This window comes from Lysobacter avium, from assembly GCF_015209745.1.
Taxonomy (GTDB): domain Bacteria; phylum Pseudomonadota; class Gammaproteobacteria; order Xanthomonadales; family Xanthomonadaceae; genus Novilysobacter; species Novilysobacter avium.
Genome location: NZ_CP063657.1, coordinates 2,200,126 through 2,226,765, shown reverse-complemented (window position 1 = coordinate 2,226,765; position 26,640 = coordinate 2,200,126). Strand labels below are relative to the sequence as shown.

Here is a 26,640-nt window from a genome sequence, read left to right as displayed (position 1 = left end):
CGATGCTAAACCTTCCCGGCGCGCTTGTTCACGTGCCCGGATTGAATTCCAGGCCTGCCGCGCCGTAAAGCCGGCGCCGGGTCAGTGGTCCGAAGCGGACGCGCTCGCACAGCGCGTGCAGCCGGGCGGGCGCGGCGGATCGGCGCACGAAGTGGGTGTCCGCATCCCCGAGGGCCACGTCGCAGGCCACCGTCGACAAGCGGCGACACAGCAGGGCCAGGTCGCGATGCTCGCGCAGCCGGGCCGCGCACGCCGCCGCGCCGCGCAGGCGCAGGTACGGAACCTCGTCGATGCGCTCCAACAGCGCATCCAAGCTGCCGAAATGCGTCAGCAGCGCCGCGGCGGTTTTCGCACCGATGCCCGGCACTCCCGGAATGTTGTCGACCGCATCGCCGGTCAGCGCCAGGTAGTCGGCCATCTGGCTGGCCTCCACACCGTGGCGCGCGGGCACGCCGTCGGCGCCCCAGCGCTGGCCGCGGGCGAAGTCCCACTGCTCGTCGTGATCTCCCAGCAACTGCGAGAGATCCTTGTCGGCCGAGACGATGACCGAGCGGAACCGGTGCGCGCGGGCGCTCATGCAGGCGCTGCCGATCAGGTCGTCCGCCTCGTACTCGCGGTGCGAGAGCACGCTCAGGCCGAGCGCCGCGCACAGTTCCCGGCAGTGGACGAATTGTTGCTTGAGCGCTTCCGGAGCGGGCTCGCGGTTGGCCTTGTAGGCCGGGTAGATCGCGTTGCGGAAGCACGAGTCCAGCGCCTCGTCGAAGGCCACCGCGATGTGCTGCGGGCGCGCACGATCCAGCAACTCCAGCAGGAAGCGGGCAAATCCGTGGACGGCGTTGGTCGGCGAGCCATCCGCGCCGCGGAAATCGTCGGGCATCGAGTGCCAGGCGCGGAACACGTACAGGCTGGCGTCGACCAGGTAGAGGGTCGGCGTGGCAGCGCGCGGCGAGGCAGCGACGCCAGCGTGGCTCAAGGTACCCACTCGGACAGCAATGCCGCCGGATCGGGGCGGCGACGCTCGCCGATTTCCTGCGATGGCGTGCCCAGGTGGATGAAGCCGATGATGTGCTCGTGGTCCGCCAGTCCGAGCATCGCTGCGACGCCGCGGTCGTAGGCGGCCCAGCCGGTCAACCAGCAGCCGCCAAAGCCCGCGGCCTGGGCCGCTTGCAGCAGCGCAAAGCCGGTGCACCCGGCGCTGAGCAGGCGCTCCTGCTCCGGGATCTTCGGGTCCGGGCCCAGTTCGGCCACCAGCACCACGATCAGCGGCGCGTGCAGGTAGCGGTCAAGATCCTTGGCAATCGCGCCCTCACTGGCCTCGGGATCGGCCTGGGGATGGCGCGCGGCCAGGCGCTCGCCGAACACCCGCCGGGCATCGCCGCGCAGGCTGATGAACCGAAACGGCACGCGGGCGCCATGGTCGGGCACGCGGGTCGCGCTGGCGAGCAGACGCAGCAACACCGCGCGGTCCGGCCCGGGCTCCTGCAAGCGCATGAAGGGCACGGAACGGCGGCGATCCAGGTGCGCCAGCGCAGCATCCAAGGCGTCGAGCGAGGGCCCTTGTTGATACGATGTATCGGCTTTGGGGGTCATAAGTCACAGTTCAAACATTGAGCGGAGAAACCTGACCCATATTGCCACTATGCTCCCATACAGGTTTGTGGGCAGCGGTCTGCGTCACCCAGGTCTGGAGCACACGTGTCTATCCCATCCGCCCGCGGTTTCCATTCCACCCCCGTGGATCCCACGCGGGTGCTTGAGGAGATCAAGCGCCTCGTGCTGGAGCGCCTTGCCGGGCTGCCGGGCGAATTCTACCCGGCGATCGACACCGCGCTGGCGGCCATCACCGCCGGTGGCGATGCAAACCATTCGCCGCAGGTGGTCTACCAGGCGCAGGCCGCCCTGTGGGTGCTGCGCCAGCACCACGCCGCGCATGTGATGCGCTTCCGGCAGGGCATCGCGCGCGGCTTCGACGATTTCCGCCTGCTGCATGCCCGCGACAGCGTCGACGTTCCGCTGGGGCTGATCGACGAAGGCCAGATCGATTTCCATCTGGCCGGGCAGGCGCTGGCCGCCAGCCTGGACCATCGGCACAGCGCCAGCCTCGACATGATGGGCGCACGCCTGGACATCCTGGCCGGCGCGCTGGGCGCGGAGCCCTCGATGAACCCCTTGGGCCCGACCCGCCTGGCGATGGCCTTCGTGGACACGTTTGAAGACGAGCAGATCCCCGAACTGCTGCGGACGCTGTTGTTCGAGCACTACGCCAAGGCGCTGGGCAGCGTCCTGGGTGAGCTTTACGACGCGGCCAACGCGGTGCTCGCGCGCGGTGGCTACGGATTGCCGGCGGCTCCGGAGGCGCCAGCGGCGGCGGCTTCTGCGGCCGCGGTTGGTGCATCCAGTGGAACGCCCGGAGCGCCGGGGCCGGTGCCGGCAACGGGTTACTCCACCGCGGCCCAGGGGGCGGCTGGCGGGGGTTTGGGGCAGGGCCAGCACGGCGCGGGTCCCGCCGGGTTTGCAGGCGTTGCCGGCCAGCCCGCGTATGGCGGTCATGGTCACGCGGTTAGCGGACACGCCGCGTCCGGCACTGGTACCGGCGCCGGCGGAGCGGGTTGGGGCGATGGGCGCGCGGGCGCTCCCGGTGGCGGCGCCGAGGCCCCGACGCCGGCCGAGCTGAACGAGCTGCGCAGCATGTTGCACGCCTGGCGCGAGGGTCGCCGCGACGAGGCGCCCGCTCCCAGGGCCGGCACTTCCACGGGCACGCCGGGTCGCCGCGAGTTGCGCCTGGACGAACTGGTCAACGTCGCCTCGCTGATGCAGGCCGAACCGGCGGACGTCTTCGCGCGCGCGCTGGCCGGTACCGGCACCCTGGCGGGCGCGATCCGCGACCAGCTCAACACCGGCTCGCGCCGTCTCGGCCTGGATCCGGAACAGATCAGCTTCAGCGCCGAGGACGAGGACGCGATCGACCTGGTCGGCCTGCTGTTCGACGCGCTGTTCCGCAGCCAGCAACTGCAGGACCGCGCGCGGCGGATGTACGCGCGCCTGGTGCTGCCCTACGTCAAGGTCGCGCTGACCGACCAGCAACTGTTTGTCAGCCCGACCCACCCGGCGCGGCGCCTGTTCGATGCCATCACCGAGGCGGTCGCGGGCAACGCCGGCAACACCCCGCAGGAGCGCGAGCTGCTGGACCGGGCCACCTCGATTTCCCAGCGCGTGGTCGCCGAATACACCGAGGATCTGGTGATCTTCGAGACCGCGCACCGCGAGCTGGACGCCCTGTTGCAGCAGCAGCGGCGCCGGATCGAGTTGCAGGAGGAGCGTGCGGCCAAGGCCACCAACGGTCGCGAACGGCTGAATCACGCCCGCGAGCAGGCCGATACCGTGCTGGCACGGCGCCTGTCGGCCCCGCCGCTGAGCCCGGCGATTGCCGAGTTCCTGCGCGGATCCTGGCGCCATCACCTGGTGCAGACCTGGTTGCGCGACGGCGACGACCGCGAGCGCCTGGTCGACGCGGTGTCCCTGGGCGATGCACTGGTGGCTGCCGACCGCCTGGCGGCGGAAGGCCGCGGTTCGGAATTGGCCGATCACCTGCTGGCGCTGGAGCCGCGCATCGCCGAATGCCTGGCCAGCTCCGGACTGGACCAGTCCGCGGCCGAGCACGCGCTCGCGCTGCTGGTCAAGGGGCTGGTCTACCCGCACACCCCGCGCGACCTCTATCCGCCGCCGCCCCGGCAGGCCCAGGACGACGACGACGAGCGCAGCCTGTGGCTGGATCCGCGCGGCAGCGCGCGCGCCAGGCCGGCGCAGGTCGAGGAGCTGCGCGCGCTGGAGGCCGGGTCGTGGCTGCAGATCAGCGACCTGAAGGGCGAGTCGCTGGCCGCGAAGATCGCCTGGGTCAGCCCGCTCAGCGACCGCAGGCTGCTGGTCAACCGCCGCGGCTTGCGGGTCCTGGTGGCCACGGTGGAGGAGCTGGCGGTGATGGCCGCTGCCGGTCGACTGAAGGTGGGCTGCGAGCCCACCGCGTTCGAGCAGGCGATGCAGCACGTGCGCGAGCAGCTTGACCGTGCCGCCGGTTCCGTGGCCCGCTAGCGCCGGGTCGAGCGCGGCTCGCCATGTGCGCGCAGCCGTAGCTCCCCCTTTTGGCCTGCCGTTCCGGCATCGCGGTGCGCCCAATTGCCAGGGCATTCGCTAGGATGGGCTGAACCCGCATAAGGAATGCCTGATGTCGATCACCATCGGCGTCGCCCGCGAAACCGCGGCCGGCGAGCGTCGCGTTTCCCTGGTCCCCGAGACCGCCAAGAAGCTGGGCGCCCTGGGTGCGCAACTGCGCATCGAGCGCGGCGCCGGCAGCGCAGCGGGCTTTGCCGACGACGCGTATGCAGCGGCAGGTGTCGAGGTCGTCGCTGATGCCGTCAGCGCCCTTGCAGGAGCCGACGTCGTGCTTTGCGTGCAGAGCCCGCCTGCGGACGTCCTGCAGGCATTGGAGCCCGGAACCGTGCTGGTAGGCCAGTTGGCGCCCGAGGCCGACCCCGCCCGCAGCGAAGCGATCACCGCGCGGCAACTGGTCGCCTTTCCGCTGGAGCGCCTGCCACGCACCACCCGCGCCCAGGCGATGGACGTACTCAGCTCGCAAGCGGGCATGGCCGGCTACAAGGCGGTGTTGCTGGGCGCCCAGTTGGCCCCGCGGTTCTTTCCGATGCTGACCACGGCCGCCGGGACGATCCGCCCCTCACGTGTGCTGGTGATCGGTGCAGGCGTTGCCGGCCTGCAGGCCGTCGCGACGGCGAAGCGATTGGGTGCGCAGGTCGAGGGTTTCGACGTGCGCCCGGAGACCCGGGAGCAGATCGAATCGCTCGGCGGCAAATTCCTCGACCTGGGCGTCAGCGCAGCGGGCGAGGGCGGCTACGCGCGCCAGCTCACCGAGGAGGAACGGGCCGAGCAGCAGCGCCGCCTCGGTGAACACCTCAAGCTCGTCGATGTCGTGGTGACCACGGCCGCAGTACCAGGCAGGCCGGCGCCGAAAATCCTCACTGCCGAGATGGTGGGAGGGATGCGGCCGGGCAGCGTCATCGTCGACCTGGCGGCGGAAACCGGCGGCAACTGCGAGTGCACCCGGCCTGGTGAGACGGTCGATGTGGGTGGCGTCACCGTGGCCGGGCCGCTGAACCTGCCCAGCAGCGGCGCCACCCACGCCAGCGAGATGTTAGCGCGCAACGTCCTGAATTTCGTCAGCCTGTTCGTCCGAGACGGGACGATCGATTTCGACTGGAGCGACGAGTTGCTGGCGAAGACGGTGTGGCCGCCGCGCCCGGAAGCACCGTCCGAGGCGCCGGCATCGGCGACCTAGCCGCAGGTGTCCGCAGCCGGACAAGCCACCGGCGCCTGAGCTTCAGGCGAACGTGTGGACGGTCCGAAGTCGATATCGAAAGTCCGGCCGTGCGAATACGTTCACGTCGTGAAGGCGGGGCCGTCTCCGGCAACGCGGCGCGAGCCCGGCTCAGCCGATGCCAGCCAGTATCGTCAGGTCAGCGCGGGCGATCCCCACTTTCCGGCGCCGGGTTGGCCTCCACCCATGCCTTGCGTTGCTCCGGTGTCATGCGGCGCCACTGCTCGCGCAGTGCCTTGCGAGCGTCCGGATCCATTCCCCGCATCCTGCTGTAAAGCGCACGCGCCTCCAGCCGCTGGGCGGGTGACATGTGGTGCCAGCGGTCCATGCCGTGGCGCGCCTTGCCGCGCTGTTCCGGCGTCATCTCGCTCCAGCGCTGCGCGCGCTGCAGCATCTGTTCCCGCCCGTCGGGCTGGCTGTTCCAGCGCTCGCGCATCGGCGCGATCAGCGTGGCGCGCGTCTCCGCGCTGAGCTGGTCCCATTCGGGCATAGTCGGCTCGGAGGCCATCGCCGGCATGCACACCGCGGCGGCCAGGACTGTCAGGAAGGTCAAGCGCAATGGACGGTTCATGGGTATCGCTCCGCGGGTGGTGACAGCGCGCCGTCGTTGGCGGCCAGCCAGAGATAGAAGTCCGGGTTTTCGTCCAGCGCGGCGAGCAGGCCGCTGACCTCGCTGTCAACTTCGTCCAGCGCGGCCACGGCCTGTCCTGCCGCCAGATCGGCCGTGTTGGCCAGTGGGACGCTGGCGCCCTGAGTTGAATCGGGCGCGCGCTGGAACTGCACGCCCACGCCCAGCGCCAGCGCCAGCACGGCGGCGCTGCCGGACCACGCCCACACCCGGCTGTGCCTGCGCGGAGCGCCCAGCGCCGCGGCGCGACGCGCCTGCTGCAGCCGGCTTAGGACATGCGGCGAGACGTGGGCCAGCGCGTCGGCGTGGCATTCACGCGCGTGGGCGTCAAACCGGCTCTGCGGACTGTTCCGCGGGTCCGCAGTCGGCGGTGATGCGTAGCGGTTCATTTCCAGTCCTCCAGCTGCAACTGCAGCGCCGTGCGTGCACGGGACAGATGGGTTTTCACCGAGCCCTCGCTGCAGCCCATCGCCTTGGCGGTGGTTGCCACGTCAAGCTCTTCCAGGATGCGCAGGCTGAACGCCTCGCGCTGGCGACGCGGCAACTGCTGCAGCGCCTCGACCAGGCGCGCGTAGCCTTCGCGGCCGTCGTGATTGCGGGCTGGATCGGGGCCGTGATCGGGCCAGTCCGGCGTGCTGCCGTCGTCGCGCCCGATCGCAGGCGCCATCCAGCGCATGCGGAACGTGCGCCGACGATGGATGTCGATGATCCGGCTGCGCAGGATGCTCCAGAACAGCGGCGTCCACTCCGCCGGCGGTCGGTCCTGGTAGTTCATCATCTTCATCATCGCGTCCTGCACCGCGTCGAGCGCATCCTCGCGCTGGCGCAGGCCGATTTCGGCGAAACGGAACGCCCGGGTGCCGAGGCGGGCGAGGAACTCGTCCAGCGTCCTCGGCTCGCGCAAGGACGCGGCGCCAGCGTCGGTCGGATCAGGCGCAACGGCGGCCTGCGCAGGTGGTTCGATGGCGTCATGGGTCACGAAATCAAGCATATACGGCCGGCATCCGGTCGCTCGCGACAATCGCGTCGCGCGGCGGGTCGCAGCGGTTGCTGCAGACAGGGAAACGCGTGAGGTGGATGCAGGTTGACAGGCCGCGCGGAATTGCCATCAAACGCCAGCGGCTTTGCCGGCGCCCCTGAATGCGTGGTTATGATGGGGAACTACCGCGCGGGGAAGGAACGATGGGCGAAGGGCTGATCGTGCAGGCGTTTGCGATGCTCTACATCTTCATGCTGGCGGCGATCGCCGGGCATGTGATTATTTCGCGGGTGCCGGTGATTTTGCACACGCCGCTGATGTCGGGTTCCAACTTCATCCACGGCATCGTGCTGATCGGCGCGATGGTGGTGCTCGGCCACGCCGATACCACGCTGGAGAAAGTGATCGGCTTCGTCGCCGTGTTGATGGGCGCGGGCAATGCCGCCGGTGGCTACGTGGTGACCGAACGCATGCTGGACATGTTCAAGCCGAGCGTGAAGCGTGCACCCGTCGATGAAGCGTCGAAAGCACCGGACACCCGCGCGTGAGCGCGGCCGAACTGCAGTCGCTGGTCGCCGCGAGCAGCTACTTCGTCGCTGCCACGCTGTTCCTGCTTGGCCTGCAACGGATGGCCTCGCCGAAGACCGCACGCAGCGGCATCCGCTGGGCGGGAGCGGGCATGCTGGTGGCGACCGCCGCCACCTTCCTGTTGCCGGACCTGCACAACCTGGGCTTGATCGTCACCGCGCTGGTCATCGGCACGGTGGCGGCCTGGGTGTCGGGCAAGAAGGTCGCCATCACCGACATGCCGCAGATGGTCGCGCTCTACAACGGCATGGGCGGTGGCGCCGCTGCGGCGATCGGCGCGGTGGAGCTGTTGCGCGCCGCCTCGATGGTCGGCGTTGCGACGCCCGCCTTGGCGGGTACGTTGCCGGCCTTGTCCACCTTCACCCTGACCCTGGCGGTACTGGGCGCAGCGATCGGTGCGGTGTCGCTGTCGGGCTCGGTGATCGCCTGGGCCAAGCTGGACGGACGCCTGGACCGGCGCGTCGTCTTCCCGGCGCAACAACTCCTCAGCGCGCTGGTGTTCCTGGCGATGCTGCTGGCTGGCGGCTGGGCCGTGGCCACGCTGCAGATGCCGGCGATCGTTGCGTTCTTCGTCCTCGCACTGCTGCTGGGCGTGCTGATGACCCTGCCGATCGGCGGCGCGGACATGCCGGTCGTGATCTCGCTGTACAACGCCCTGACTGGCCTGGCGGTGGCGTTCGAAGGCTTCGTGCTCGGCAACGAGGCGCTCATCATCGCCGGCACCATGGTTGGCGCGGCCGGCATGCTGCTGACCCGCCTGATGGCCAAGGCGATGAACCGGCCGATCAGCGGGGTGTTGTTCTCGCATTTCGGCGCGACCGGCGAAGCGCAGGAAATCAGTGGCTCGCAGAAGCCCATTGAGGCCGGCGATGTCGCCTCGATGATGGCCTTCGCCGAGCGGGTGGTGATCGTGCCCGGCTATGGCATGGCCGTCGCCCAGGCCCAGCACAAGGTCTGGGAGCTGGCGCAGCGCCTGATCGATCGCGGGGTCAAAGTGAAGTTCGCGATCCATCCGGTGGCCGGGCGCATGCCGGGACACATGAACGTGCTGCTGGCCGAGGCCGGCGTGCCCTACGACCTGATCGTCGACATGGACGACATCAATCCGGAGTTCCCGCAGACTGACGTGGCGCTGGTGATCGGTGCGAACGACGTCGTCAACCCGGTGGCCAAGACCGATCCGGCCAGCCCGATCTACGGCATGCCGATCCTGGACGTGGTCAATGCACGCAACACCGTGGTGATCAAGCGCGGCAAGGGCACCGGTTTTGCCGGCATCGAGAATGCGCTGTTCTACGCCGACAACACCCGCATGCTCTACGGCGACGGGGCGGAGGCGGTGGGCGCACTGGTGTCGGAGCTGAAGGCGCTGGACGCCTGAGGCTGGCGGCAGCCCGCGGTGGCATCGCGCGGCTGCCGCGTGGCAACGCTACGCCAGGTTCAGCGACTGGCGACGGCGGCCAGCACGACGGACGCCGCCATCCAGAGCAGGTCGATCGGGCCGATCGCGATGCCCGCGAGCGTCCAGGCGTGATGGAAACCCAGCCGGACTGCTGAGCCCCACGGCGTCAGGCCCAGCATCGCACCCAGATGGGCGGCGATGATCCACCAGATGGCGAGGATGGCGATGCACGCGGTCGCAACGGCGGCGAGCAGCGCACGCGCCGGGCCCGGACGCCAGCCGCCCAGTCGCAGCACGATCACAATGTCGATCGCCCCGAGGATGGCCATCCAGCTGCCCAGGCGGCCACTGGACAGGGCGACGAGCACCCAGGCGGCGGCAAAGCCAAACACGCCCAGCGCCAGCAGGACGCAGGAAAACACACGGGCAGGCGCGCGGCGTGCGCGCCCGGTCGAAGGCAGGGGAGGGGTCATCGAAACAATCGGCTCAGGCAGCTGCCCAGCATAACGGGTGGGCGTCGGCCGGCATATTGGACTAGAATGGTACGACTTCAGCCAGCAGCCAGAACGCATGTATTCCCGTAGCAGCGAACCTGTCCGTTTCGAACGCGATTGTCCCGCTATCCTCGTGCCCCAGGGCGACGAGGTGGAACTCCCAGCCGGCTCGGTGGGCTACATCACCCAAGGCCTGGGCGGCAGTTTCACGGTGTTCGTGGACGGCAATCTGTTCCGCATCGCCGGGCAGGACGCCGACGCGATCGGCAAGGAACCCACCCCGCCGCTCGTGCTGCCCGAGGGCGCCAACGACGACGCGGTCGAGGAGCTCGTCTGGCACCAGCTGCGCACGTGTTTCGATCCGGAAATCCCGATCAACGTGGTCGACCTGGGCCTGATCTACGAAGCCAAGGTCCTGCCACATCCCGAGCAACCCGGCCAGCGCCTGGTCGAGGTGCGGATGACCCTGACGGCGCCGGGATGCGGCATGGGGGAGGTCCTCGTGTCCGACGTCAGCGACAAGCTCAAGCTGATCCCGACCGTGGTGGATACGGACGTGGAACTGGTGTTCGAACCGCCGTGGACGCAGCACATGATGTCGGAGGCCGCGCGGCTGGAAGTGGGGATGTTTTAAACGGGCATGGTCCCGGTAAGCATCGGCATTCACCTGCGCTCGGGCATGATCGGCCCCTGACCCGCTGCAAGGACTGGAGGAGCGCATGCATGCCAAGACTGCCCATTTCCCGAACCGGCGAATTGCCGCATCCCTCGCCGTCGCTGCGGTGGTGGCCATGAGCGGCTGCGCGGCCGCCGGCGACAATTCTTCCGGCAAGGCGCCGGAAACTGCACCGGCCGGGAGTGCATCGCCGTCAACCACATCGCCAGCAACCCGCTTGTCGGCAGATACGACGACCGCAGCCGCGCCGGGCGCATCGGACGGAACGGCCAAGGCAAGTCACTTCGATCAGTTGCCGGCGGACAGCCAGTTCCAGCGTTTCATCGTCAAGTACCGGGACGGGAGCGCTCCGGGCCGTGACGCTGGCGCCGCCCGCGAACGACTGGACGCAATGCAGGACCGGACCGGGGTCGAGATGGAATGGTTGCGGCGCCTTGGCGTGCAAGCCGATGTCTTCAAGACCGACCGTCCGCTGGACCGCAAGGCGGCGGCGGAACTGATGGACCGCTTCTCGGCCGATCCCGATGTCGAGTACATCGAGGTCGACGGCGTCATGACCATCCGCACCGGTGTCGACGTGCCGCCAGTCAAGCCGCTGAAGTAGGGCTCCCCAGCACTCGTCGTACCTCGTCGCGAAGCTCCGGCAATACCTCGCCCTCGAACCACGGATTGGCCTTGAACCACGCCACGTTGCGTGGGCTGGGGTGGGGCAGCGGGAGGTAGCGCGGCAGGAAATCGCGCCACTGGCGCATCGTCGCGGTGAGGTTTCCCGGGCGGCTCGGACCGAGGAAATAGGCCTGCGCGTATTGGCCGATCAGGATGTTGAGACGGATCTCCGGCAGCAGCGGCAGCAGGCGCGGATGCCAGGTGGCGCGGCATTCGGGCCGCGGCGGTGCGTCTCCGGAACCGGCCTTGCCCGGATAGCAGAAGCCGATCGGGACGATTGCCACCTGCGTCGGGTCGTAGAACGTTTCACTGTCGATCCCCAGCCAGTCACGCAGGCGCGCACCGCTGGCGTCATCCCACGGAACCCCGCTCATATGCACCCTGCGGCCGGGCGCCTGGCCGGCGATCAGCAGGCGGGCGCTGCGCGCGGCCGTCAGTACCGGGCGAGGTCCCAATGGCAGGCAGGCCTCGCAGATCCGGCAGGCGCGGATGTCGACCAGCAGGTCTTCCAGTGCGGTATCGGTCGTGGTCGTGCGCGGTGCCCGCGTGTCGATGGGATGGGTCACGGCGGCAGCAGCTTGCCGAGATTGAGGATCCCGTCCGGATCGAATGCGGTCTTGATCTGCCGCATCAGCGCCAAGGTGGGCGCGGTGATCGCGGTGGGCATGAAATCGCGCTTGGCCAAGCCGATGCCGTGCTCACCCGACAGGGTGCCGCCGAGCGCGACCGCCAGCGCAAACACGCGCGACATCGTTGCGGCAGCGCGTGTGGCCTGATCGCCGTCGGCCGGGTCGTACATCAGGTTGACGTGCAGGTTGCCGTTGCCGGCGTGGCCGAAGCAGACGATGGGCAGCCCGCATTCGACGGAAAGCTGCTGCACGGCGTGGACCAGTTCCGGGATGCGCGAGACCGGCACCACGACGTCCTCGTTGATCTTGCCCGGCGCCAGCGTACGCAGGGCCGGCGAAAGTGCCTTGCGTGCGGCCCAGAGCTGCGCGCGCGCGGACTCGTCGGCTGCGTCGTCGAGCGCGACAAGCCCATCGCCGGAGGCGGCCCGCCGCAACGAATCGATGTCATCGGCAAGGTGCGCGGGATCGCCGTCCGCCTCGATCATCAGCAGCGCCCCGGCGGATTGAGGAAGATCCGCGCCGCCGATTTCGTGCGCCAGTCGCACGGCGCTGGCGTCCATGAACTCGAGCATCGAGGGCGTGACCGACTGCGCCATCAACCGGGCCACGGCCCGGGCGGCGCTGTCGACATCGCGGTAGATCGCCCGCAGCGCACGCCGCGCCACCGGTGTCGGGGTCAAACGCAGCGACGCCTCGACGATCAGGGCCAGCGTGCCTTCGCTGCCCACCAGCAGCCGCTGCAGGTCGTAGCCGGTCGATCCCTTGGTGGTGCGCGTTCCGCAGTGGATCAACTCGCCCGCCCCGGTGACCGCGGTCAGCGCCAGTACGTTGTCGCGGCTGGCGCCGTACTTCACCGCCCGCGGGCCGCCAGCGTTGCAGGCCAGGTTGCCGCCGATGGTGCTGAACCCGGCACTGGTCGGGTCCGGCGGCCAGAACAGGCCATGCGCGGCGAGGGCGGTCTGCAGGTCGCCGTTGATCACGCCGGGCTGGACGACGGCGCAGCGGTCACCGGGCGCGATGTCGACGATCCGGTCCATGCGCTCGAACGAGACGACCACGCCGGCCTGGATCGGCACCGCCGCGCCGGTGGTGTTGGTGCCGCGGCCGCGCGCGATCACCGGAACCCGGTGGTAGCGGCACGCGCGTACCAGCGCCTGCACCTGCGCGGTGGTGGTCGGCAGTGCGACCGCATCGGGAAGGGCGAGCCGGCGCGAGTTGTCGTAGGCGTAGGCGAGCCGCTCGCTGTCATCGGTCCGCCAGGCATCGCCAAGCAGACCCGCCATCTCGCGCCGGAGTGCGGCAGGCAATGGCATCACGCGCTCCGCGTAGACATCAGCAATCGTCGGCGCGGAAAGCGTCGCGCAGCCAGTTCAGACGGGGCGCTGCCGGTTCCCCTTCAGCTTCGACCACATCGAAGCGGCAGGGCCTGTCGGCATAGCGCGGGTGGCGCTGCAGGAACAACTGCGCGGCCCGCACCAGTTTGCGCTGCTTGCGGAAATCCACCGAGGCCGCACCGCCGCCGAAGCGGTCGTCGCGGCGGTAGCGCACCTCGATGAACACCAGGGTGTCGCCGTCGAGCATGACCAGGTCCAGCTCGCCCAGCCGGTAGTTGGCATTGGCGGCGACCGGGCGCAGTCCCGCATCGATCAGGTGATCGCGGGCGGCGGCTTCGACCGCCGAACCGAGACCGCGGCGGTCAGTTGCCGGCACTGGCCAGCGGAGACGCGTACCCGCCACGGAAGGTCGACCACGCCGGCGTGCGCAGGACCTTGCCGGAAGCATCGATGGCCAGCCCGCCGGTAGCGCCGGCAACATGCGCATCCGGGGATTGGGCCAGCCGCTCCAGGTAGGCGGTCAGCAACCAGGCGTCGTGTCCGAATGCGAACAGACGTGCCGCCGCGCCGCGCGCGGTCTGCAGTCTTGGGCTGACGCTCGCGGCGGACGGCAGACCGGGAACGTGGCGTCCACTGGTCCAGCTTTCGGCCGGGAAGGCGATGCCGTCCAGTACGCGGTCCTCTTCGGCGTCACCGGTACCGGAAAGCAGTTGCGAGGTCGCCACCAGCGGCTTGCCAGACAGCCCAGCCATCGCCAGGCGCGGCATCAGCTCGCGCGCGGCGGGCCCGCGCATGGCCAGGTAGATCGCATCCACTCCACCTTCCTTTTGCGCGAACGGCGTCAGGTCGGCGATGCCGGCGCCAACCACGTCGGTCACCGTTCCACCTAACTCGGCCAGACGCGCACGCAGCGCGTCGGTGGAACGACGGGCATTGTCGTCACCGGCGTTGATCACCATCACCCGGCGCGCGCCGCGCTCGACGAGCAGATCCGCGGCCGCCACGCCTTCCTCCTCCGGCGAGAGCGAGAAGCTGACGTTGCCCGCCGGTGGGTCGACGTTGCCCTGGTTCAGCGCGAGCATCGCGACCGGCAGCGAGCCGCGACGGAACAGCGCGTCCACGCCTTCGCGAGAGAGCGGACCGACGATGAAATCGTTGCCGGCGCTGGCAGCCTGGTCGTAGGCGGCCAGTGCCCCTCCGGCAGTGCCATGGGTGTCATAGAACGCGATGTCGGGACGTCGCCGTGACTCGGCGTAGTACGCGGTGAGGAAACCGTCGCGCACCGCGGCGGCCGGTGCCGCCATGTCGCCGCTCAGCGGCAGCAGCACGCCCAGCTTGACCGGCGGCCGGTAGCCGTCGCGGTCCGCCGGCGGGCGTCCGTCGGCGTCAAAGCCCCAGGCGGCGCGGTCCATCGGCCTCGGCAGCGCCAGGCCGCGGGCCAACAGCGCCCGCGCCATGTGGTTGTAGAGCGGATCGCCTTCCGGCAGCGCCGCCGCCTGCGCGGCCAACGTGGCATCGTCCAGTTGACCGAGAAGGGCGGCCACCTGCTGCGCGTCGGCGCCGCCAGCGAGCAATGCAGCGGCCTGGCTGACAACCGGATCCACGCGCGACACGGATGGACCGCGGACCGGTTCCATCGTGGTGCAACCGCCGACCAGCAAGGCCGCGGTGGCAAGAGCGAGGAACCAGGCGTGCAGCAGACGTCGAGTAGGAGCATTCATCGGCAAGCGCTCGCCGCGAGGCGGCGTTTACTGTGGAGTTGGGCCGATTCTACCTGTCGCCGCGGCCGGGGAATGTCTGCAGCGTGTGTGCGATTTCCGCCCTCCGCGCGATCGGGCGTGACTGGATCAGGCGCGACCTCCCCAAGGGCGACATCCGCCTCGCGCATCCCTACCATCGGTGCGATGGACAAGCCCGGCACCCTGCACATCGTCGCAACCCCCATCGGCAACCTGAGCGACATCTCCGCCCGCGCGCTGCAGGTACTGGGCAGTGTCGATGCGATCTGCGCCGAGGACACCCGCCACACCCGCCAGTTGCTGTCCCACTTCGCCATGGAGCGGCCGCTGCTGGCCCTGCACCAGCACAACGAGGAGGCCCAGGCGGGCCAGCTTGTCGCCCGCCTGCAGTCAGGCGACTCCTTGGCACTCGTCTCCGACGCCGGAACGCCGCTGGTAAGCGATCCCGGCTTCCGCCTGGTGCGTGCCGCCCGAGCTGCCGGCATCCGCGTCTCGCCCGTCCCCGGTGCCTGCGCCGCAATCGCCGCCCTCAGCGTGGCCGGCATCGCCTCGGACCGTTTCGCCTTCGAAGGCTTCCTGCCAGCGAAGTCCGGTGCGCGCCGCGAACGCTTGGCCCGCCTTGCCTCCGAGCCGCGCACCCTGGTGTTCTACGAGTCCGCCCACCGCATCGAAGAGTCGCTTGCCGACATGGCCGCGGCATTCGGCCCTGATCGCCGCGTCGTGCTGGCGCGCGAGCTGACCAAGCTGTTCGAGACCGTCCTCGATGGCGGCCTGTCTGAACTGCTCGCCCGTGTGCAGGCCGACCCCAACCAGCGCAAGGGCGAGTTTGTCCTGGTGGTGGAAGGGGTGGGCGACGAAGCCGAATCGCAGCTGATCGAAGGTCGCCGTCTGTACGGCAAGCTTTCTGCGCACCTGCCGCCATCCGCCGCTGCCAAGCTCGCCGCCGAACTCAGCGGCGCTCCCCGCAAGGCGCTTTACGGCGGCGATAGCTGACAGAGGCACGCTGCCGATCACAGCGTTGCCCACAACCGGCTGGCTTTGGCCGTCGTCGGCCACCGAAGTGTCGCAGGGCGCCTGCCGGGTGTCCCGCTCACCAAGCGAATATCGTGGAGCGACTGAGCGGGATTCCCGGCAGGCGCTGTCCCCGCGAATCCTCGCTGAACCCAGACGTCATTCGGAACGCAACAACGCACCGAAGCACCCACGCAAGCGGTAAACTGCCCGTGGCGGAGTCGGCCAGACAGTCGCGTCATCGCAGCGGAGCAATCTGTCGCGGTGCCGAGGAAAGTCCGGGCTCCACAGGGCACGGTGCCAGGTAACGCCTGGGCGGCGCAAGCCGACGGAAAGTGCAACAGAGAGCAGACCGCCGAACGGTCGGGTGTTCGCAGGAATGCGCGATGCGTGGCAAGGGTGAAACGGTGCGGTAAGAGCGCACCGCGAGTCTGGCAACAGACCGGCATGGCAAACCCCACCGGGAGCAAGACCAAATAGGGACTCATGGCGCGGCCCGCGTCGGGTCCGGGTAGGTTGCTTGAGCGTATCGGTGACGATGCGCCTAGAGGAATGACTGTCCACGACAGAACCCGGCTTATCGGCCGGCTCCGCCACTTTCTTCTTTGCTGCTGCCCCTTGGCGGGAACGTGCCGGCCAGGTCGTGCGCACGGCCGTGGCGCTGTTCATTTAGCGCGGATCCTGCATTGCAGCATTAAGGCTTTGTGAAGGCGGAGTTTGAAGTCCGTTCGCTTGTCCAGAGCGCTGCGTCTCAAAATGTGAGACGAAACAACGCTTAGTGGCCAAGTCTTGAATTGAACTCTCAAGTGTTATGCAAGCCATTGATCCCGTTGGTGAATTTGCCCCTGAAAGTCGTTGACATCGCCAGGGGCGCTCCCTAAGGTGGTGATCAGTGGGAAAGCCGGGTTTTTTGTGGTTTTCCTTGGCTGCAGCCGGGGAGCCCCGGTTGCCCGACCGGTAAACCGTCCCCCGAGGCGGGCCAAAACCAGGGTGCGCAATGTTCCAGGGCGAAACCGCCATCACGATCGACGAGAAGGGCCGGATGGCGGTGCCCACCGCCTTCCGCGACGACGTCGCGCGTGACTGTGGCAACCGCCTGGTGATCACCTACAACCCGTTCGAGGTTGGCTCCCTGTACCTGTATCCGGTCGAGGCGTGGGAGCGCGTGCGCGACCAGGTCAACAAGCTGCCCAAGGCCAAGCGCGTCAACCGGGCCATGCAGCTCAAGCTGGTGGGCGCCGCGGCGTTCGTCGAGTTGGACGGCAACGGCCGCGTGACGATTCCCGCCAGCCACCGCGCTGCGGTGGGGATCGAGCGCAAGGCCGTGCTGCTGGGCATGGGCGAGAAATTCGAACTCTGGAGCGAGCAGGCTCACCACGCACAGATCCGTCAGACGGTATCCGACGATGATCTGAGCGAGGACCTTCTCGACCTGCAGCTATGATGGCCGGTGGCGTGGAGCGAGCAGCGCCCTCCGGCCACCTCCCCGTGATGTACCGGCAGTCCTTGGACGGTTTGCAGGTCAACGGGAAGGGCACGTATCTGGACGGCACCTTCGGTCGCGGCGGCCATGCGCGCGGTGTGCTCGACCTGCTCGGGCCCGACGGCCGCCTGTTACTGATGGACAAGGATCCCGACGCGATCGCGGTGGCCGAGCGCGACTTTGGCGGCGACCCGCGGGTGTCGATCTTCCGCGGCAGCTTCGCCGCAATGGTCAGCTGGGATGCGGCCAACGCCGGTCTGGATGGCGTGTTCCTTGATCTGGGCGTGTCCTCGCCGCAGCTGGACGTGGCCGAGCGTGGTTTCAGTTTCAGCAAGGACGGTCCACTGGACATGCGCATGGACCCCGACAGCGGGCAGAGTGCCGCGCAGTGGCTGGCCAGCGCCGATGACCAGGAGATCGCCGATGTGCTGTGGACGTATGGCGAGGAGCGCCAGTCCCGGCGCATCGCCCGCGCCATCGTCGCCCGCCGCGCCGAGGAGCCGCTGGTCCGCACCGCGCAACTGGCCGAGCTGATCGCCGCGGTGATGCCGCGCGGCAAGCCCGGCTCCGACAAGAGCCGGATCCACCCGGCCACCCGCAGCTTCCAGGCGATCCGCATTTTCATCAACCGCGAGCTGGCCGATCTGGAAGCGGGTCTGGATGCGGCGCTGGACTGCCTGAAGGTCGGCGGCCGGCTGGTGGTGATCAGCTTCCATTCGCTGGAAGACCGCATCGTCAAGCAGTTCATCAACCGCCATGCCAAGGCGCCGCCGTCCAGCCGCCGGCTGCCGGTGGAGATCGCCTTCACTCCGCGGCTGGCCGCCATCGGCGGCGCGCAGAAGGCCGATTACGCCGAGACGTCGGTGAACCCGCGCTCGCGCTCGGCGGTGCTGCGGGTCGCCGAGAAGCTCGCCGTGCCGGAGGCCGCATGATCCTGCGCCTGCTGCTGACGGTGCTGGTGGTGGCCAACCTGGTCACCGCGCTGGGTGTCGTGCATGCGCGCCATCGCCACCGCGTGCTGTTTGTCGAGCTCAACCAGCTGGACAAGGCGCGCGATGAGCTGGACATCGACTTTGGCCGGCTGCAGCTGGAGCAGGCCACCTGGTCGGAGAGCAACCGCATCGACCAGGTCGCGCGCGATCGCCTCGGCATGAAGTTTCCCGAAAGCGAGGAAACCGTGGTGATCCGGCCATGAGCCTGCGTTCGAGCACGCGCCCGCGCGACGGCGATGCCGGCGGCAGTGCGTGGAGCTGTCTGCGCGAGCGTTTTGGCCTGGGCGCCAGGACCCGCATGCGCGGTCGCAGCAATTACAACATCCGTCATCGCATGGCCCTGGTCGGCGGCGCGCTGGCGATCTGCTCGGTCGCCCTGGTGGCGCGCGCGCTGGACGTGCAGGTGCTCAACAACGATTTCTACGTGCGCCAGGGCGATGCGCGCTCGCTGCGCGAACTGCCGATCCCGACTTCGCGCGGCATGATCACCGACCGCAATGGCGAACCGCTGGCGGTCTCGACCCCGGTGGATTCGCTGTGGGCCAATCCGCCGCAACTGCTGCAGCATCCGGACCGCATCTCCGAGCTGGCGCAGGCGCTGGGTGTGCCGGCCGATGAGCTGGCCAGCAAGCTCAGCCAGCGCGCCGACAAGGAGTTCATGTACCTGGCGCGGCGGATGAACCCCGAGCGCGCCAAGCAGGTCCTCGATCTGGGCGTGCCGGGCGTGTTCAACCAGCGCGAGTTCCGCCGGTTCTACCCGCAGGGCGAGGCGATTGCCCACGTGCTGGGCTTCACCAACATCGACGACCGCGGCCAGGAAGGCCTGGAACTGGCCTTCGACAGCTGGCTCAGCGGCGTGCCGGGGGCAAAGCGGGTGATCCGCGACGGCCAGGGCCGGATCATCGAGAACGTCGATCTGATCCGCCCCGCCGAGCCCGGCCACGACCTGACCCTGACCATCGACCGCCGGGTGCAGTACCTGGCGTTCCGCGAGCTGCGCCACGCGCTGCACGAGGCCAAGGCCTCGGCCGGCTCGGCGGTGGTGCTGGACGTGGACACCGGCGAGGTGCTGGCGATGGCCAACCTGCCCAGCTACAACCCCAACCAGCTCGATGGCGGCGGTGGCGACACCCGCCGCAACCGCGCCGTCACCGACGTGGTGGAACCCGGTTCGACCATGAAGCCGATCACCGTCGGCGCCGCGCTGACCGCCGGCACGGTCAGCCTGGACACCGTGGTCAACACCAACCCCGGCACCATGCGCAACGGCCGCTACACGATCAGCGACTTCCGCAACTACGGCGCGCTGACGGTCACCGGCGTGCTGACCAAGAGCTCCAACGTCGGCGCGGCCAAGCTGGCGCTGGCGCTGCCGGACGCCGGTTTCTACGAGTTCATCCACGGCTTCGGCTACGGCAACAAGCCCGGCAGCGGGTTCCCGGGTGAAGCCTCCGGGCTGCTGGCCGCGCCGGGCCAGTGGAGCGGCACGACCAAGGCCACCATGTCCTACGGCTACGGCCTCTCGGCCACCCCGCTGCAGATTGCCGTCGCCTACGCGGCGATTGCCAACGGTGGCCGGGTCATCGCGCCGACCTTCGTCAAGGGCCAGCGCAACGAATCCACCCAGGCGATGAGCCCGGAAGTCGCACGCCAAGTGCTGACGGCGATGCAGACGGTCACCGAGAACGGCGGCACCGCCACCCGTGCTGCGATCCTGGGTTACCACGTCGCCGGCAAGACCGGGACCTCGCGCAAGTTCAGTGGCACCGGTGGCTATTCGCGCCAGTACATCGCCCTGTTCGCCGGGGTGGTGCCGGTGGAGAACCCGCGGTTCGCGATGGTCGTGGTGATCGACGATCCCGACGCCAGCAAGGGCCACGGCTACGGCGGCGGTGCGGTTGCCGCGCCGGTGTTCAAGAGCGTGATGGAAGGCACGCTGCGCCTGATGGACGTGCAGCCTGACGATATCGAGACCTGGTTGGCGGCCCAGGCGGACGCGCGTGACAAGCGGATTCGCGCCAATGGTGGCAAGCCGCTGGCGGGCGTGCCGGTGCTGCCGCAGGCGGCGCAGGAGCCCGAGCCGCCGGTTTATGAGCCCGCCGACCTGCCGGCGCCGGTCAGCATCGGAGTCGCGCCATGAGCGGCATGCCGAAGCTGCGCGTTCCGCAGGCACATCCGCGCCGCATGCCACTGGCCGAACTGCTGCCGGACGTGGCCGGGATTCCGGCCGGGCTGGAAATCTCTGGCCTGGTCCAGGACAGCCGCGAGATCCGCGCCGGCGACGCCTTCGTGGCGATCGGCGGCTTTGGTACCCACGGGCTGAAGTTCGTTGAGCAGGCGCGCGCTGCGAACGCGGCGGTGATCCTCTACGAGCCGCCCGCCAGCGCCGACACGCCGGCGCCGGCGGATGCGATCGCCGTGCCCGGCCTGCGCTCGCGCATGGGCGCGATGGCCGACCGCTTCCACGCCCGGCCCAGCGCCGCGATGCGGATGGTCGGTGTTACCGGCACCAACGGCAAAACCTCCACGGTCCAGTTGCTGGCCCAGGCCTGGCAGTTGTTGGGCGTGCGCGGCGCCAGCATCGGCACCCTGGGCGTCGGCTTCGACGGTGCGCTGGTGCCGACCGGGTTCACCACGCCGCTGGTGCTCAACGTGCACGCGTTGCTGGCCGGCCTGCGCGACGGCGGCGCCGAAGCGGTCGCGATGGAAGTCAGCTCGCACGCCCTGGACCAGGGCCGTGTCGATGGCGTCCATTTCGACGTGGGCGTGTTCACCAACCTCAGCCGCGACCACCTCGACTACCACGGCGACATGGACACCTACGCGGCGGCCAAGGCGCGCCTGCTGGCCTGGCCGGGACTGCAGGCGGCGGTGGTCAATCTGGACGATGCGCACGGACGCGCGATGCAGGCGGCGCTCCCCGCCAGCGTCAATGCGATCGGCGTGAGTTCGCGCGGCAATGCGTTGGCGGCGATCCAGGCCGATGACGTGCAGCTCGACAACGCCGGCGCCACGTTCCAGCTCGTGTTCCACGCGCAGCAGGGCGGGCAGCGCCACCCGGTGCGTTCGGCGCTGTTGGGCCGGTTCAACGTGGACAACCTGCTGGCGGTCGCCGGCGCGCTCCTCGGGCTGGGGGTCGCGCCGCAGGACATCGCGACCGCGCTGAACCAGTTGCGTCCGATCCACGGCCGCATGAACCGCCTTGGCGGCACGGATGGCAAGCCGCTGGTGGTGGTCGACTTCGCCCACACGCCCGATGCGCTGGAGCAGGCGCTCGCGTCCCTGCGCGACCACGTCACCGGCCGTCTGTGGTGCGTGTTTGGTTGCGGGGGCGAGCGCGACCGCGGCAAGCGCCCGCAGATGGCGGCGATCGCCGAGGCCGGCGCCGACGCAGTCGTGGTCACTGATGACAACCCGCGCCACGAGGACGGCGATGCGATCGTGGCCGACATCCTCGCCGGGTTTGCCCAGCCTGCGGACGTGGTCGTGCTGCGCGACCGGGCCGCCGCGATTGCACATGCGGTCGGCCGGGCCGGGGCGGACGACATCGTGCTGATCGCCGGCAAGGGCCACGAGCCCGACCAGGACATCACCGGCGTCAAACACCCCTTTGATGACACGCAGGTCGCCCGCGCGGCACTGGAGCGCCGGGCATGAAGCCGCTGCAACTATCCGAAATTGCCCGCATGGTCGGCGGCCGCCTGCACGGCGACGACGTCGTCGTCGATGCGATCGCGACCGACACCCGCAAATTGCCGGGCGGTGGAAACGCGCTGTTCGTCGCGCTGAAGGGCGAGAACTTCGACGGCCACGAGCACGTCGAAGCGGCGGTGCAGGGCGGGGTCGCGGCGGTGCTGGTGTCGCGACTGCTCGAGGTGTCCGTGCCGCAGGTGCTGGTCGCCGATACCGAGCGCGCGCTGGGCGACTTCGCCGCTGCCGTGCAGCGCCAGCGCAGTGGCCACGTGGTCGCGATCACCGGCAGCAACGGCAAGACCAGCGTCAAGTCGATGCTGCTGGCGATCCTCGAGCGCGTCGCTCCCGCCTACGCCAACCCGGGCAACTTCAACAACGAGATCGGCCTGCCGCTGTCGGTATTGGCCGCGCCCGAAGACGCGCGTTTCTCGGTCTACGAGATGGGCGCGGGCAAGCCGGGCGACATCGCCTACCTCGCCGCGATCGCACGCCCGGACGTGGTCCTGGTCAACAACATCGCGCCCGCCCACCTGGAGCGGATGGGCAGCCTGCTCGGCGTGGCCGATACCAAGGCGGCGATCTACGACGCGCTGCCGCCGCAGGGCGTGGCGGTGATCAACGCCGATGACGCGTTCGCGCCGTATTTTGCCGAGCGCGCCCACGGCCGCCGGCTGGTCCGGTTCGGCCTGGATGCCAGCGCCGATGTGACCGCGCGCGACGTCGTTGCCGGCGTGGACGGGTCGCGTTTTACCCTGGTCACGCCGGACGGAACCGTTCCGGTGACGCTTGCCCTGCGCGGGCGTCACAACGTGCGCAATGCGCTGGCTGCCGCGTCGCTGGCCGTCGGCCTGGGCGTGTCGCTGGAGGCGATTGCGCAAGGCCTGCAGGCGGCAGTGCCGGTCGATGGCCGCATGGTCGCCCGGTCGTTGGGCAACGGCGCCACCTTGATCGACGACAGCTACAACGCCAATCCCGGGTCGCTGGCAGCGGCGATCGACACGCTGGCGGCGATGCCCGGCGCGGGCTGGCTGGTCATGGGCGACATGCGCGAGCTGGGCGCCGATGCCGAGGCCATGCATGCCCAGGCCGGACGCCAGGCACGGGCCGCGGGCCTGCAGCGGCTGTTTGCGCTGGGCAGCCTGAGCGCCGCCGCGGCTGCGGAATTCGGCGACGGCGCCAGCGTGCATGCCGACCACGCCGCATTGGCCGACGCGCTGGCGACCGCGCTGGAGCAGGCCGCGCTGGTGCAGGACGCGCTGATGCAGGACCAGGGCACGCCGGTGAACGTGCTGGTGAAGGGTTCCCGCGGCAGCGCGATGGACAAGGTCGTGACGGCATTGCTGTCGATGCAACGCCCCACGGGGCCGGAGGACGATACCGATGCTGCTTGAACTGGCGCGTTGGCTCGAGCAACTGGACAGCCTGTTCGGTCTGTTCAACTACCTGACATTCCGGGGCATCCTGAGTGCCTTGACCGCACTCGCCCTGTCGTTGTGGTGGGGGCCGGCGGCGATCCGCAAGCTGGCCCAGTACAAGGGCGGCCAGCCGATCCGCAGCGACGGCCCCGAAAGCCACTTCTCCAAGGCGGGTACGCCGACCATGGGCGGTGGCCTGATCCTGCTGACCGTGCTGGCCTCGGTGCTGCTGTGGGGCGACCTGCGCAACAAGTATGTGTGGGTGGTGCTGGCGGTGATGGTCGCCTTCGGCGCCATCGGCTGGTACGACGACTGGATCAAGATCGTCCACCGCGATCCCAACGGACTCAAGTCGCGCTGGAAATACCTGCTGCAGTCGATCTTCGGGCTCGCGGCGGGTGTGGTCCTCTATATGACCGCGGATGTCCCGGCGGCCACCACGTTCTACATACCGATGTTCAAGTCGCTCGCCTTCCCGATGGGTGCCGGGCTGATCGTCGTGGCCTATTTCTGGATCGTCGGTTTCTCCAACGCGGTCAACCTGACCGACGGGCTGGACGGCCTGGCGATCATGCCGACCGTGCTGGTCGCCTGCGCGCTGGGCGTGTTCGCCTATGCCTCCGGCAACGCGGTGTTTTCCGAATACCTGCAGATCCCGCCGGTGCCGGGGGCGGGCGAGCTGGTGATCATCTGCGCCGCGATTGCCGGCGCCGGACTGGGATTCCTGTGGTTCAACACCTACCCGGCGATGGTGTTCATGGGCGACATCGGCGCGCTGGCGCTGGGCGCCGTGCTGGGCGCGATCGCGGTGATCGTCCGCCAGGAGCTGGTGCTGGTGATCATGGGCGGCGTGTTCGTCATCGAGACGCTCTCGGTGATGATCCAGGTCGCCTCGTTCAAGCTGACCGGCAAGCGCGTGTTCCGGATGGCGCCGATCCATCACCACTTCGAACTCAAGGGCTGGCCGGAGCCGCGGGTGATCGTGCGTTTCTGGATCATCTCCGTGGTGCTGGTGCTGGTCGGACTGGCCACGTTGAAGGTGCGCTGATGAACGATTCCGCGCGCCAGGCCACCCGCATCGACGACATCCAGGGTCGCCTTGACCCGTGGCTGCTGGCCGTGGTGCTGGCGCTGTCGTCGCTGGGACTGGTGATGGTCGGTTCCAGCTCGATCTCGCAGCACCCCGATCCCTTCCACTACCTGACCCGGCACCTGGTGTTCCTTGCCGGTGGCCTGGTGCTGGCGGTGTGGGCGACGCGGATCGAGTTGCGCACGGTGGAGCGCTACAACCAGCTGATGCTGCTGGCCTGTTTCGTGCTGCTGCTGTTGGTGTTCGTGCCGGGCCTGGGCGTCAGCGTCAAGGGCGCGCACCGCTGGATCAACGTCGGCGTGTCGAACTTCCAGGTGGTGGAGGCGGTCAAGGTCCTCTTCATCATCTGGCTGGCGAGCTACCTGGTGCGCTTCCGCGACGAGGTCAATGCAACCTGGATCGCCATGCTCAAGCCACTGGTGGTCGTGGCGGCGCTGGTCGGGCTGCTGTTGCTGCAGCCGGACTTCGGTTCGTCCTCGCTGCTGCTGGCGATCACCGCCGGACTGCTGGTGCTGGGCGGGGTCAACATGCCGCGGATGTTCCTGCCGGTGCTGATCGGACTGCCGGCGCTGGCGTTCATCGCCGTGCTTGAGCCGTACCGGATGCGCCGGCTGACCTCGTTCATGGACCCCTGGGCGGACCCGTTCAATTCCGGCTACCAGCTGACCAACGCGCTAATGGCCGCCGGGCGCGGCGAGTGGCTGGGCGTGGGGCTGGGCAGCTCGATCCAGAAGCTCTCCTACCTGCCCGAGGCGCATACCGACTTCATCCTGGCGGTGATCGCCGAGGAACTCGGTTTTGTCGGCGTCTGCGCGATCATCGCGCTGTACGCGGTGCTGGTGGGGCGCGCGTTCTGGATCGGCCTGCAGTGCGTTGAGATGCGCCGCCATTTCTCGGCCTACCTGGCGTTTGGCATCGCGCTGTGGATCGGCCTGCAGAGCTTCGTCTCGATCGGGGTGAACCTCGGCCTGTTGCCGACCAAGGGGCTGACCCTGCCGCTGATTTCTTCGGGCGGCTCCAGTGTCCTGATGACCTGCGCGGCGATGGGACTGCTGCTGCGGGTGTCCTACGAGCTGGAGCGGGCCAAGCGCCAGATGGCGCGACTGCGCGGTGACGCCGCGCGCGAAAGCGTGCATGCAGAGCCGGCCGTGAGCGCAGGCGGCAGACCGCATCACGTCGCCGGACCCACATCCGCAAGCGCGCCGAATCCTCCGGCTGCCGCACCGGTATTTGCCCGCAAGCGCGCCGATGCAGGCCGCGGCACGAGCCGGCTGCAGCAGCGCATCGAACGGACGCTTGGGGGAATGGCATGAACGCCGCCGTTGACCCGCGTCCGGTGATGATCCTCGCCGGCGGCACCGGTGGGCATATTTTCCCCGGCCTCGCCGTGGCCCGGCAACTGACGGCGCGCGGCGTGCCGGTCACCTGGCTGGGCGCGGAAGGCGGCATGGAAACGCGCCTCGTGCCGGCCCAGAACATCCCGATCGACACCATTGCGGTGCGAGGCGTGCGCGGCAAGGGTGTCACCACCTTGCTGGCCGCGCCGGTCAAGCTGTTGTCCGCCGTGCGGCACGCCGCGGCGGTGCTGCGCTCGCGGCGCCCGCGCGCGGTGATCAGCTTCGGTGGCTATGCGGCCGGGCCCGGCGGCCTGGCGGCGCGCCTGGCCCGGATCCCCTTGTTCGTGCACGAGCAGAACCGCGCGGCAGGCATGACCAACCGCGTGCTGGCGCGCCTCGCCCAGCGCGTGTTGACGGGGTTCCCGGACACCTTTGCCAACGAGGAGGTGGTCGGCAACCCGGTGCGCGAGGAGATCGTGCAGGTCGCCGCTCCCGCGCAGCGCTTCGCCGGCCGCCAGGGGCCCTTGCGCCTGCTGGTGCTGGGCGGCAGCCAGGGCGCGCGCGCCTTGAATATGGCGGTACCGCAGGCGCTGTCACGGCTGCGCGAGCGCATTGGACCGGTCGAGGTGCGACACCAGTGTGGCCAGGCGCAGGTCGAGGACGCCGAGCGCCGCTACGCCGAAGCCGGTGTGCCCGCCAGCATCGAGCCCTTCATCGCCGACATGGCCGACGCCTATGCATGGGCCGACCTGGTGGTGTGCCGCGCCGGTGCCCTGACCCTGGCCGAACTGTGCGCGGTCGGCGTGGGCAGCGTGCTGGTGCCGTTCCCGCAGGCGGTCGACGACCACCAGACCCGCAACGCGCGTTACTTGGTCGACCGCGACGCGGCCGTGTTGCTGCCGCAGGCGCCTGCCGACGACCTTGCCGTGCGCATGGTCGCGGCCATCGAGAGCATCGCCGGGCGCGACGAGCTGCTTCGCCTCGCCACTGCCGCGCGGGCGCTTGCGTTGCCGGACGCCGCCAGGCGGGTCGCCGACATCGTGCTGGCCGGTTCGACCGGCCGCGGGCTTCCTTCTTCCCCCCAATCTTCCCAGGAGC

General features: G+C 69.3%; 25 protein-coding genes, 1 other RNA gene and 1 pseudogene. 17 read left to right on the top strand and 10 right to left on the bottom strand.

The features are described from left to right. Positions 1–28 precede the first annotated feature (28 nt). Both INQ42_RS10070 and INQ42_RS10065 read right to left on the bottom strand, forming a co-directional pair. On the bottom strand, positions 29–982 hold the full coding sequence (locus INQ42_RS10070; protein ID WP_228064343.1) for a 5'-3' exonuclease: 954 nt from the start codon (positions 980–982) through the stop codon (positions 29–31). Continuing rightward, the gene (locus INQ42_RS10065) at positions 970–1,590 is read right to left on the bottom strand and encodes a nitroreductase family protein (protein WP_194034144.1); all 621 of its coding nucleotides are present in this window, start codon (positions 1,588–1,590) and stop codon (positions 970–972) included. The genes INQ42_RS10070 and INQ42_RS10065 overlap by 13 nt, the downstream gene beginning before the upstream one ends. Before the next feature lie 105 nt (positions 1,591–1,695). Between INQ42_RS10065 and INQ42_RS10060 the strand changes: the two genes are divergently transcribed. Next, a complete protein-coding gene (locus INQ42_RS10060; RefSeq protein WP_194034143.1) occupies positions 1,696–4,089 on the top strand; it encodes a DUF1631 family protein in 2,394 nt (797 codons plus the stop codon). A 133-nt stretch (positions 4,090–4,222) separates the two neighbouring features. Beyond that, a complete protein-coding gene (locus INQ42_RS10055) occupies positions 4,223–5,347 on the top strand; it encodes an NAD(P) transhydrogenase subunit alpha (protein ID WP_194034142.1) in 1,125 nt (374 codons plus the stop codon). A 178-nt stretch (positions 5,348–5,525) separates the two neighbouring features. Here the strand turns inward: INQ42_RS10055 and INQ42_RS10050 are convergent, their stop codons facing one another. From INQ42_RS10050 to INQ42_RS10040, 3 genes are read right to left on the bottom strand one after another with little or no spacing between them, the layout of a single operon-like run. Then, a complete protein-coding gene (locus INQ42_RS10050) occupies positions 5,526–5,957 on the bottom strand; it encodes a DUF3106 domain-containing protein (protein ID WP_194034141.1) in 432 nt (143 codons plus the stop codon). Next, positions 5,954–6,403 carry a hypothetical protein gene (locus INQ42_RS10045; protein WP_194034140.1) on the bottom strand — a complete coding sequence of 150 codons (450 nt, stop codon included), beginning with the start codon at positions 6,401–6,403 and terminating at the stop codon, positions 5,954–5,956. Before INQ42_RS10045 ends, INQ42_RS10050 begins: the two co-directional genes overlap by 4 nt. Continuing rightward, positions 6,400–7,005, bottom strand: a complete 606-nt coding sequence (locus INQ42_RS10040; protein WP_194034139.1) for an RNA polymerase sigma factor — start codon at positions 7,003–7,005, stop codon at positions 6,400–6,402. The genes INQ42_RS10045 and INQ42_RS10040 overlap by 4 nt, the downstream gene beginning before the upstream one ends. 191 nt (positions 7,006–7,196) lie before the next feature. Here INQ42_RS10040 and INQ42_RS10035 point away from each other — a divergent pair, with 191 nt between their 5' ends. Together INQ42_RS10035 and INQ42_RS10030 are read left to right on the top strand one after the other, a co-directional pair. Further along, positions 7,197–7,541: an NAD(P) transhydrogenase subunit alpha gene (locus INQ42_RS10035; protein WP_228064342.1), complete on the top strand. Its 345-nt coding sequence runs from the start codon at positions 7,197–7,199 to the stop codon at positions 7,539–7,541. Beyond that, entirely contained in the window at positions 7,538–8,962 is a 1,425-nt protein-coding gene (locus INQ42_RS10030; RefSeq protein WP_194034138.1) for an NAD(P)(+) transhydrogenase (Re/Si-specific) subunit beta, read from the top strand. The genes INQ42_RS10035 and INQ42_RS10030 overlap by 4 nt, the downstream gene beginning before the upstream one ends. A gap of 59 nt (positions 8,963–9,021) precedes the next feature. Here INQ42_RS10030 and INQ42_RS10025 read toward each other — a convergent pair whose 3' ends face one another. Next, the gene (locus INQ42_RS10025; protein ID WP_194034137.1) at positions 9,022–9,456 is read right to left on the bottom strand and encodes a hypothetical protein; all 435 of its coding nucleotides are present in this window, start codon (positions 9,454–9,456) and stop codon (positions 9,022–9,024) included. Between the two features lie 97 nt (positions 9,457–9,553). Between INQ42_RS10025 and sufT the strand changes: the two genes are divergently transcribed. Then, positions 9,554–10,111 (top strand): putative Fe-S cluster assembly protein SufT, encoded by a 558-nt coding sequence (gene sufT, locus INQ42_RS10020; protein ID WP_194034136.1) that lies wholly within the window; start codon positions 9,554–9,556, stop codon positions 10,109–10,111. 85 nt (positions 10,112–10,196) lie between these two features. After that, on the top strand, positions 10,197–10,757 hold the full coding sequence (locus INQ42_RS10015; protein WP_194034135.1) for a hypothetical protein: 561 nt from the start codon (positions 10,197–10,199) through the stop codon (positions 10,755–10,757). Here the strand turns inward: INQ42_RS10015 and INQ42_RS10010 are convergent. From INQ42_RS10010 to INQ42_RS09995, 4 genes are read right to left on the bottom strand one after another with little or no spacing between them, the layout of a single operon-like run. After that, positions 10,741–11,385, bottom strand: coding sequence for a uracil-DNA glycosylase family protein (locus INQ42_RS10010; protein ID WP_228064341.1), 645 nt, complete (start codon positions 11,383–11,385; stop codon positions 10,741–10,743). The two genes, INQ42_RS10015 and INQ42_RS10010, sit on opposite strands and share 17 nt — an antisense overlap. After that, positions 11,382–12,761: an FAD-binding oxidoreductase gene (locus INQ42_RS10005; protein WP_194034134.1), complete on the bottom strand. Its 1,380-nt coding sequence runs from the start codon at positions 12,759–12,761 to the stop codon at positions 11,382–11,384. The genes INQ42_RS10010 and INQ42_RS10005 overlap by 4 nt, the downstream gene beginning before the upstream one ends. A gap of 19 nt (positions 12,762–12,780) precedes the next feature. Continuing rightward, positions 12,781–13,158, bottom strand: coding sequence for a YraN family protein (locus INQ42_RS10000; RefSeq protein ID WP_194034133.1), 378 nt, complete (start codon positions 13,156–13,158; stop codon positions 12,781–12,783). Beyond that, the gene (locus INQ42_RS09995; protein ID WP_194034132.1) at positions 13,145–14,503 is read right to left on the bottom strand and encodes a penicillin-binding protein activator; all 1,359 of its coding nucleotides are present in this window, start codon (positions 14,501–14,503) and stop codon (positions 13,145–13,147) included. The genes INQ42_RS10000 and INQ42_RS09995 overlap by 14 nt, the downstream gene beginning before the upstream one ends. A 183-nt stretch (positions 14,504–14,686) precedes the next feature. Here INQ42_RS09995 and rsmI point away from each other — a divergent pair, with 183 nt between their 5' ends. The 11 genes and pseudogenes from rsmI to murG all read left to right on the top strand — a co-directional run. Then, positions 14,687–15,514: a 16S rRNA (cytidine(1402)-2'-O)-methyltransferase gene (rsmI, locus tag INQ42_RS09990; RefSeq protein ID WP_194034131.1), complete on the top strand. Its 828-nt coding sequence runs from the start codon at positions 14,687–14,689 to the stop codon at positions 15,512–15,514. Between the two features lie 235 nt (positions 15,515–15,749). Then, positions 15,750–16,128: RNase P RNA component class A (rnpB, locus tag INQ42_RS09985), an RNA gene on the top strand. 401 nt (positions 16,129–16,529) lie between these two features. Continuing rightward, entirely contained in the window at positions 16,530–16,976 is a 447-nt protein-coding gene (mraZ, locus tag INQ42_RS09980; protein WP_194034130.1) for a division/cell wall cluster transcriptional repressor MraZ, read from the top strand. Continuing rightward, positions 16,973–17,947 (top strand): 16S rRNA (cytosine(1402)-N(4))-methyltransferase RsmH, encoded by a 975-nt coding sequence (gene rsmH / locus INQ42_RS09975; RefSeq protein ID WP_194034129.1) that lies wholly within the window; start codon positions 16,973–16,975, stop codon positions 17,945–17,947. The genes mraZ and rsmH overlap by 4 nt, the downstream gene beginning before the upstream one ends. After that, on the top strand, positions 17,947–18,210 hold the full coding sequence (gene ftsL / locus INQ42_RS09970; RefSeq protein WP_193987335.1) for a cell division protein FtsL: 264 nt from the start codon (positions 17,947–17,949) through the stop codon (positions 18,208–18,210). The genes rsmH and ftsL overlap by 1 nt, the downstream gene beginning before the upstream one ends. Before the next feature lie 95 nt (positions 18,211–18,305). Beyond that, positions 18,306–20,147: a peptidoglycan D,D-transpeptidase FtsI family protein gene (locus INQ42_RS09965; protein WP_228064495.1), complete on the top strand. Its 1,842-nt coding sequence runs from the start codon at positions 18,306–18,308 to the stop codon at positions 20,145–20,147. Next, positions 20,144–21,664: a UDP-N-acetylmuramoyl-L-alanyl-D-glutamate--2,6-diaminopimelate ligase gene (locus tag INQ42_RS09960; protein ID WP_228064340.1), complete on the top strand. Its 1,521-nt coding sequence runs from the start codon at positions 20,144–20,146 to the stop codon at positions 21,662–21,664. Before INQ42_RS09965 ends, INQ42_RS09960 begins: the two co-directional genes overlap by 4 nt. Beyond that, positions 21,661–23,091 carry a UDP-N-acetylmuramoyl-tripeptide--D-alanyl-D-alanine ligase gene (locus tag INQ42_RS09955; protein WP_194034127.1) on the top strand — a complete coding sequence of 477 codons (1,431 nt, stop codon included), beginning with the start codon at positions 21,661–21,663 and terminating at the stop codon, positions 23,089–23,091. The genes INQ42_RS09960 and INQ42_RS09955 overlap by 4 nt, the downstream gene beginning before the upstream one ends. Beyond that, positions 23,081–24,163, top strand: coding sequence for a phospho-N-acetylmuramoyl-pentapeptide-transferase (mraY, locus tag INQ42_RS09950; RefSeq protein ID WP_193984272.1), 1,083 nt, complete (start codon positions 23,081–23,083; stop codon positions 24,161–24,163). Before INQ42_RS09955 ends, mraY begins: the two co-directional genes overlap by 11 nt. Then, complete coding sequence (gene ftsW, locus INQ42_RS09945; protein WP_194034126.1) at positions 24,163–25,518, top strand: putative lipid II flippase FtsW; 1,356 nt, start codon at positions 24,163–24,165, stop codon at positions 25,516–25,518. Before mraY ends, ftsW begins: the two co-directional genes overlap by 1 nt. Then, a pseudogene (gene murG / locus INQ42_RS09940) lies at positions 25,515–26,639 on the top strand (undecaprenyldiphospho-muramoylpentapeptide beta-N-acetylglucosaminyltransferase); the annotation flags it as partial. The gene ftsW and the pseudogene murG, both read left to right, overlap by 4 nt. Between the last annotated feature and the right edge of the window lies 1 nt (position 26,640).

Bases quoted from the DNA above. Each gene is read 5' to 3' on its own strand.
- INQ42_RS10035 (WP_228064342.1), top strand. From the start codon at position 7,197: ATGGGCGAAGGGCTGATCGTGCAGGCGTTTGCGATGCTCTACATCTTC.
- INQ42_RS09965 (WP_228064495.1), top strand. From the start codon at position 18,306: ATGCGCGGTCGCAGCAATTACAACATCCGTCATCGCATGGCCCTGGTC.
- INQ42_RS09960 (WP_228064340.1), top strand. From the start codon at position 20,144: ATGAGCGGCATGCCGAAGCTGCGCGTTCCGCAGGCACATCCGCGCCGC.
- INQ42_RS10055 (WP_194034142.1), top strand. From the start codon at position 4,223: ATGTCGATCACCATCGGCGTCGCCCGCGAAACCGCGGCCGGCGAGCGT.
- ftsW (WP_194034126.1), top strand. From the start codon at position 24,163: ATGAACGATTCCGCGCGCCAGGCCACCCGCATCGACGACATCCAGGGT.
- INQ42_RS10015 (WP_194034135.1), top strand. From the start codon at position 10,197: ATGCATGCCAAGACTGCCCATTTCCCGAACCGGCGAATTGCCGCATCC.
- INQ42_RS09955 (WP_194034127.1), top strand. From the start codon at position 21,661: ATGAAGCCGCTGCAACTATCCGAAATTGCCCGCATGGTCGGCGGCCGC.
- INQ42_RS10050 (WP_194034141.1), bottom strand. From the start codon at position 5,957: ATGAACCGTCCATTGCGCTTGACCTTCCTGACAGTCCTGGCCGCCGCG.
- INQ42_RS10025 (WP_194034137.1), bottom strand. From the start codon at position 9,456: ATGACCCCTCCCCTGCCTTCGACCGGGCGCGCACGCCGCGCGCCTGCC.
- INQ42_RS10005 (WP_194034134.1), bottom strand. From the start codon at position 12,761: ATGCCATTGCCTGCCGCACTCCGGCGCGAGATGGCGGGTCTGCTTGGC.
- INQ42_RS10065 (WP_194034144.1), bottom strand. From the start codon at position 1,590: ATGACCCCCAAAGCCGATACATCGTATCAACAAGGGCCCTCGCTCGAC.
- INQ42_RS10045 (WP_194034140.1), bottom strand. From the start codon at position 6,403: ATGAACCGCTACGCATCACCGCCGACTGCGGACCCGCGGAACAGTCCG.
- mraY (WP_193984272.1), top strand. From the start codon at position 23,081: ATGCTGCTTGAACTGGCGCGTTGGCTCGAGCAACTGGACAGCCTGTTC.
- rsmI (WP_194034131.1), top strand. From the start codon at position 14,687: ATGGACAAGCCCGGCACCCTGCACATCGTCGCAACCCCCATCGGCAAC.
- rsmH (WP_194034129.1), top strand. From the start codon at position 16,973: ATGATGGCCGGTGGCGTGGAGCGAGCAGCGCCCTCCGGCCACCTCCCC.
- INQ42_RS10040 (WP_194034139.1), bottom strand. From the start codon at position 7,005: ATGCTTGATTTCGTGACCCATGACGCCATCGAACCACCTGCGCAGGCC.
- mraZ (WP_194034130.1), top strand. From the start codon at position 16,530: ATGTTCCAGGGCGAAACCGCCATCACGATCGACGAGAAGGGCCGGATG.
- INQ42_RS09995 (WP_194034132.1), bottom strand. From the start codon at position 14,503: ATGAATGCTCCTACTCGACGTCTGCTGCACGCCTGGTTCCTCGCTCTT.
- sufT (WP_194034136.1), top strand. From the start codon at position 9,554: ATGTATTCCCGTAGCAGCGAACCTGTCCGTTTCGAACGCGATTGTCCC.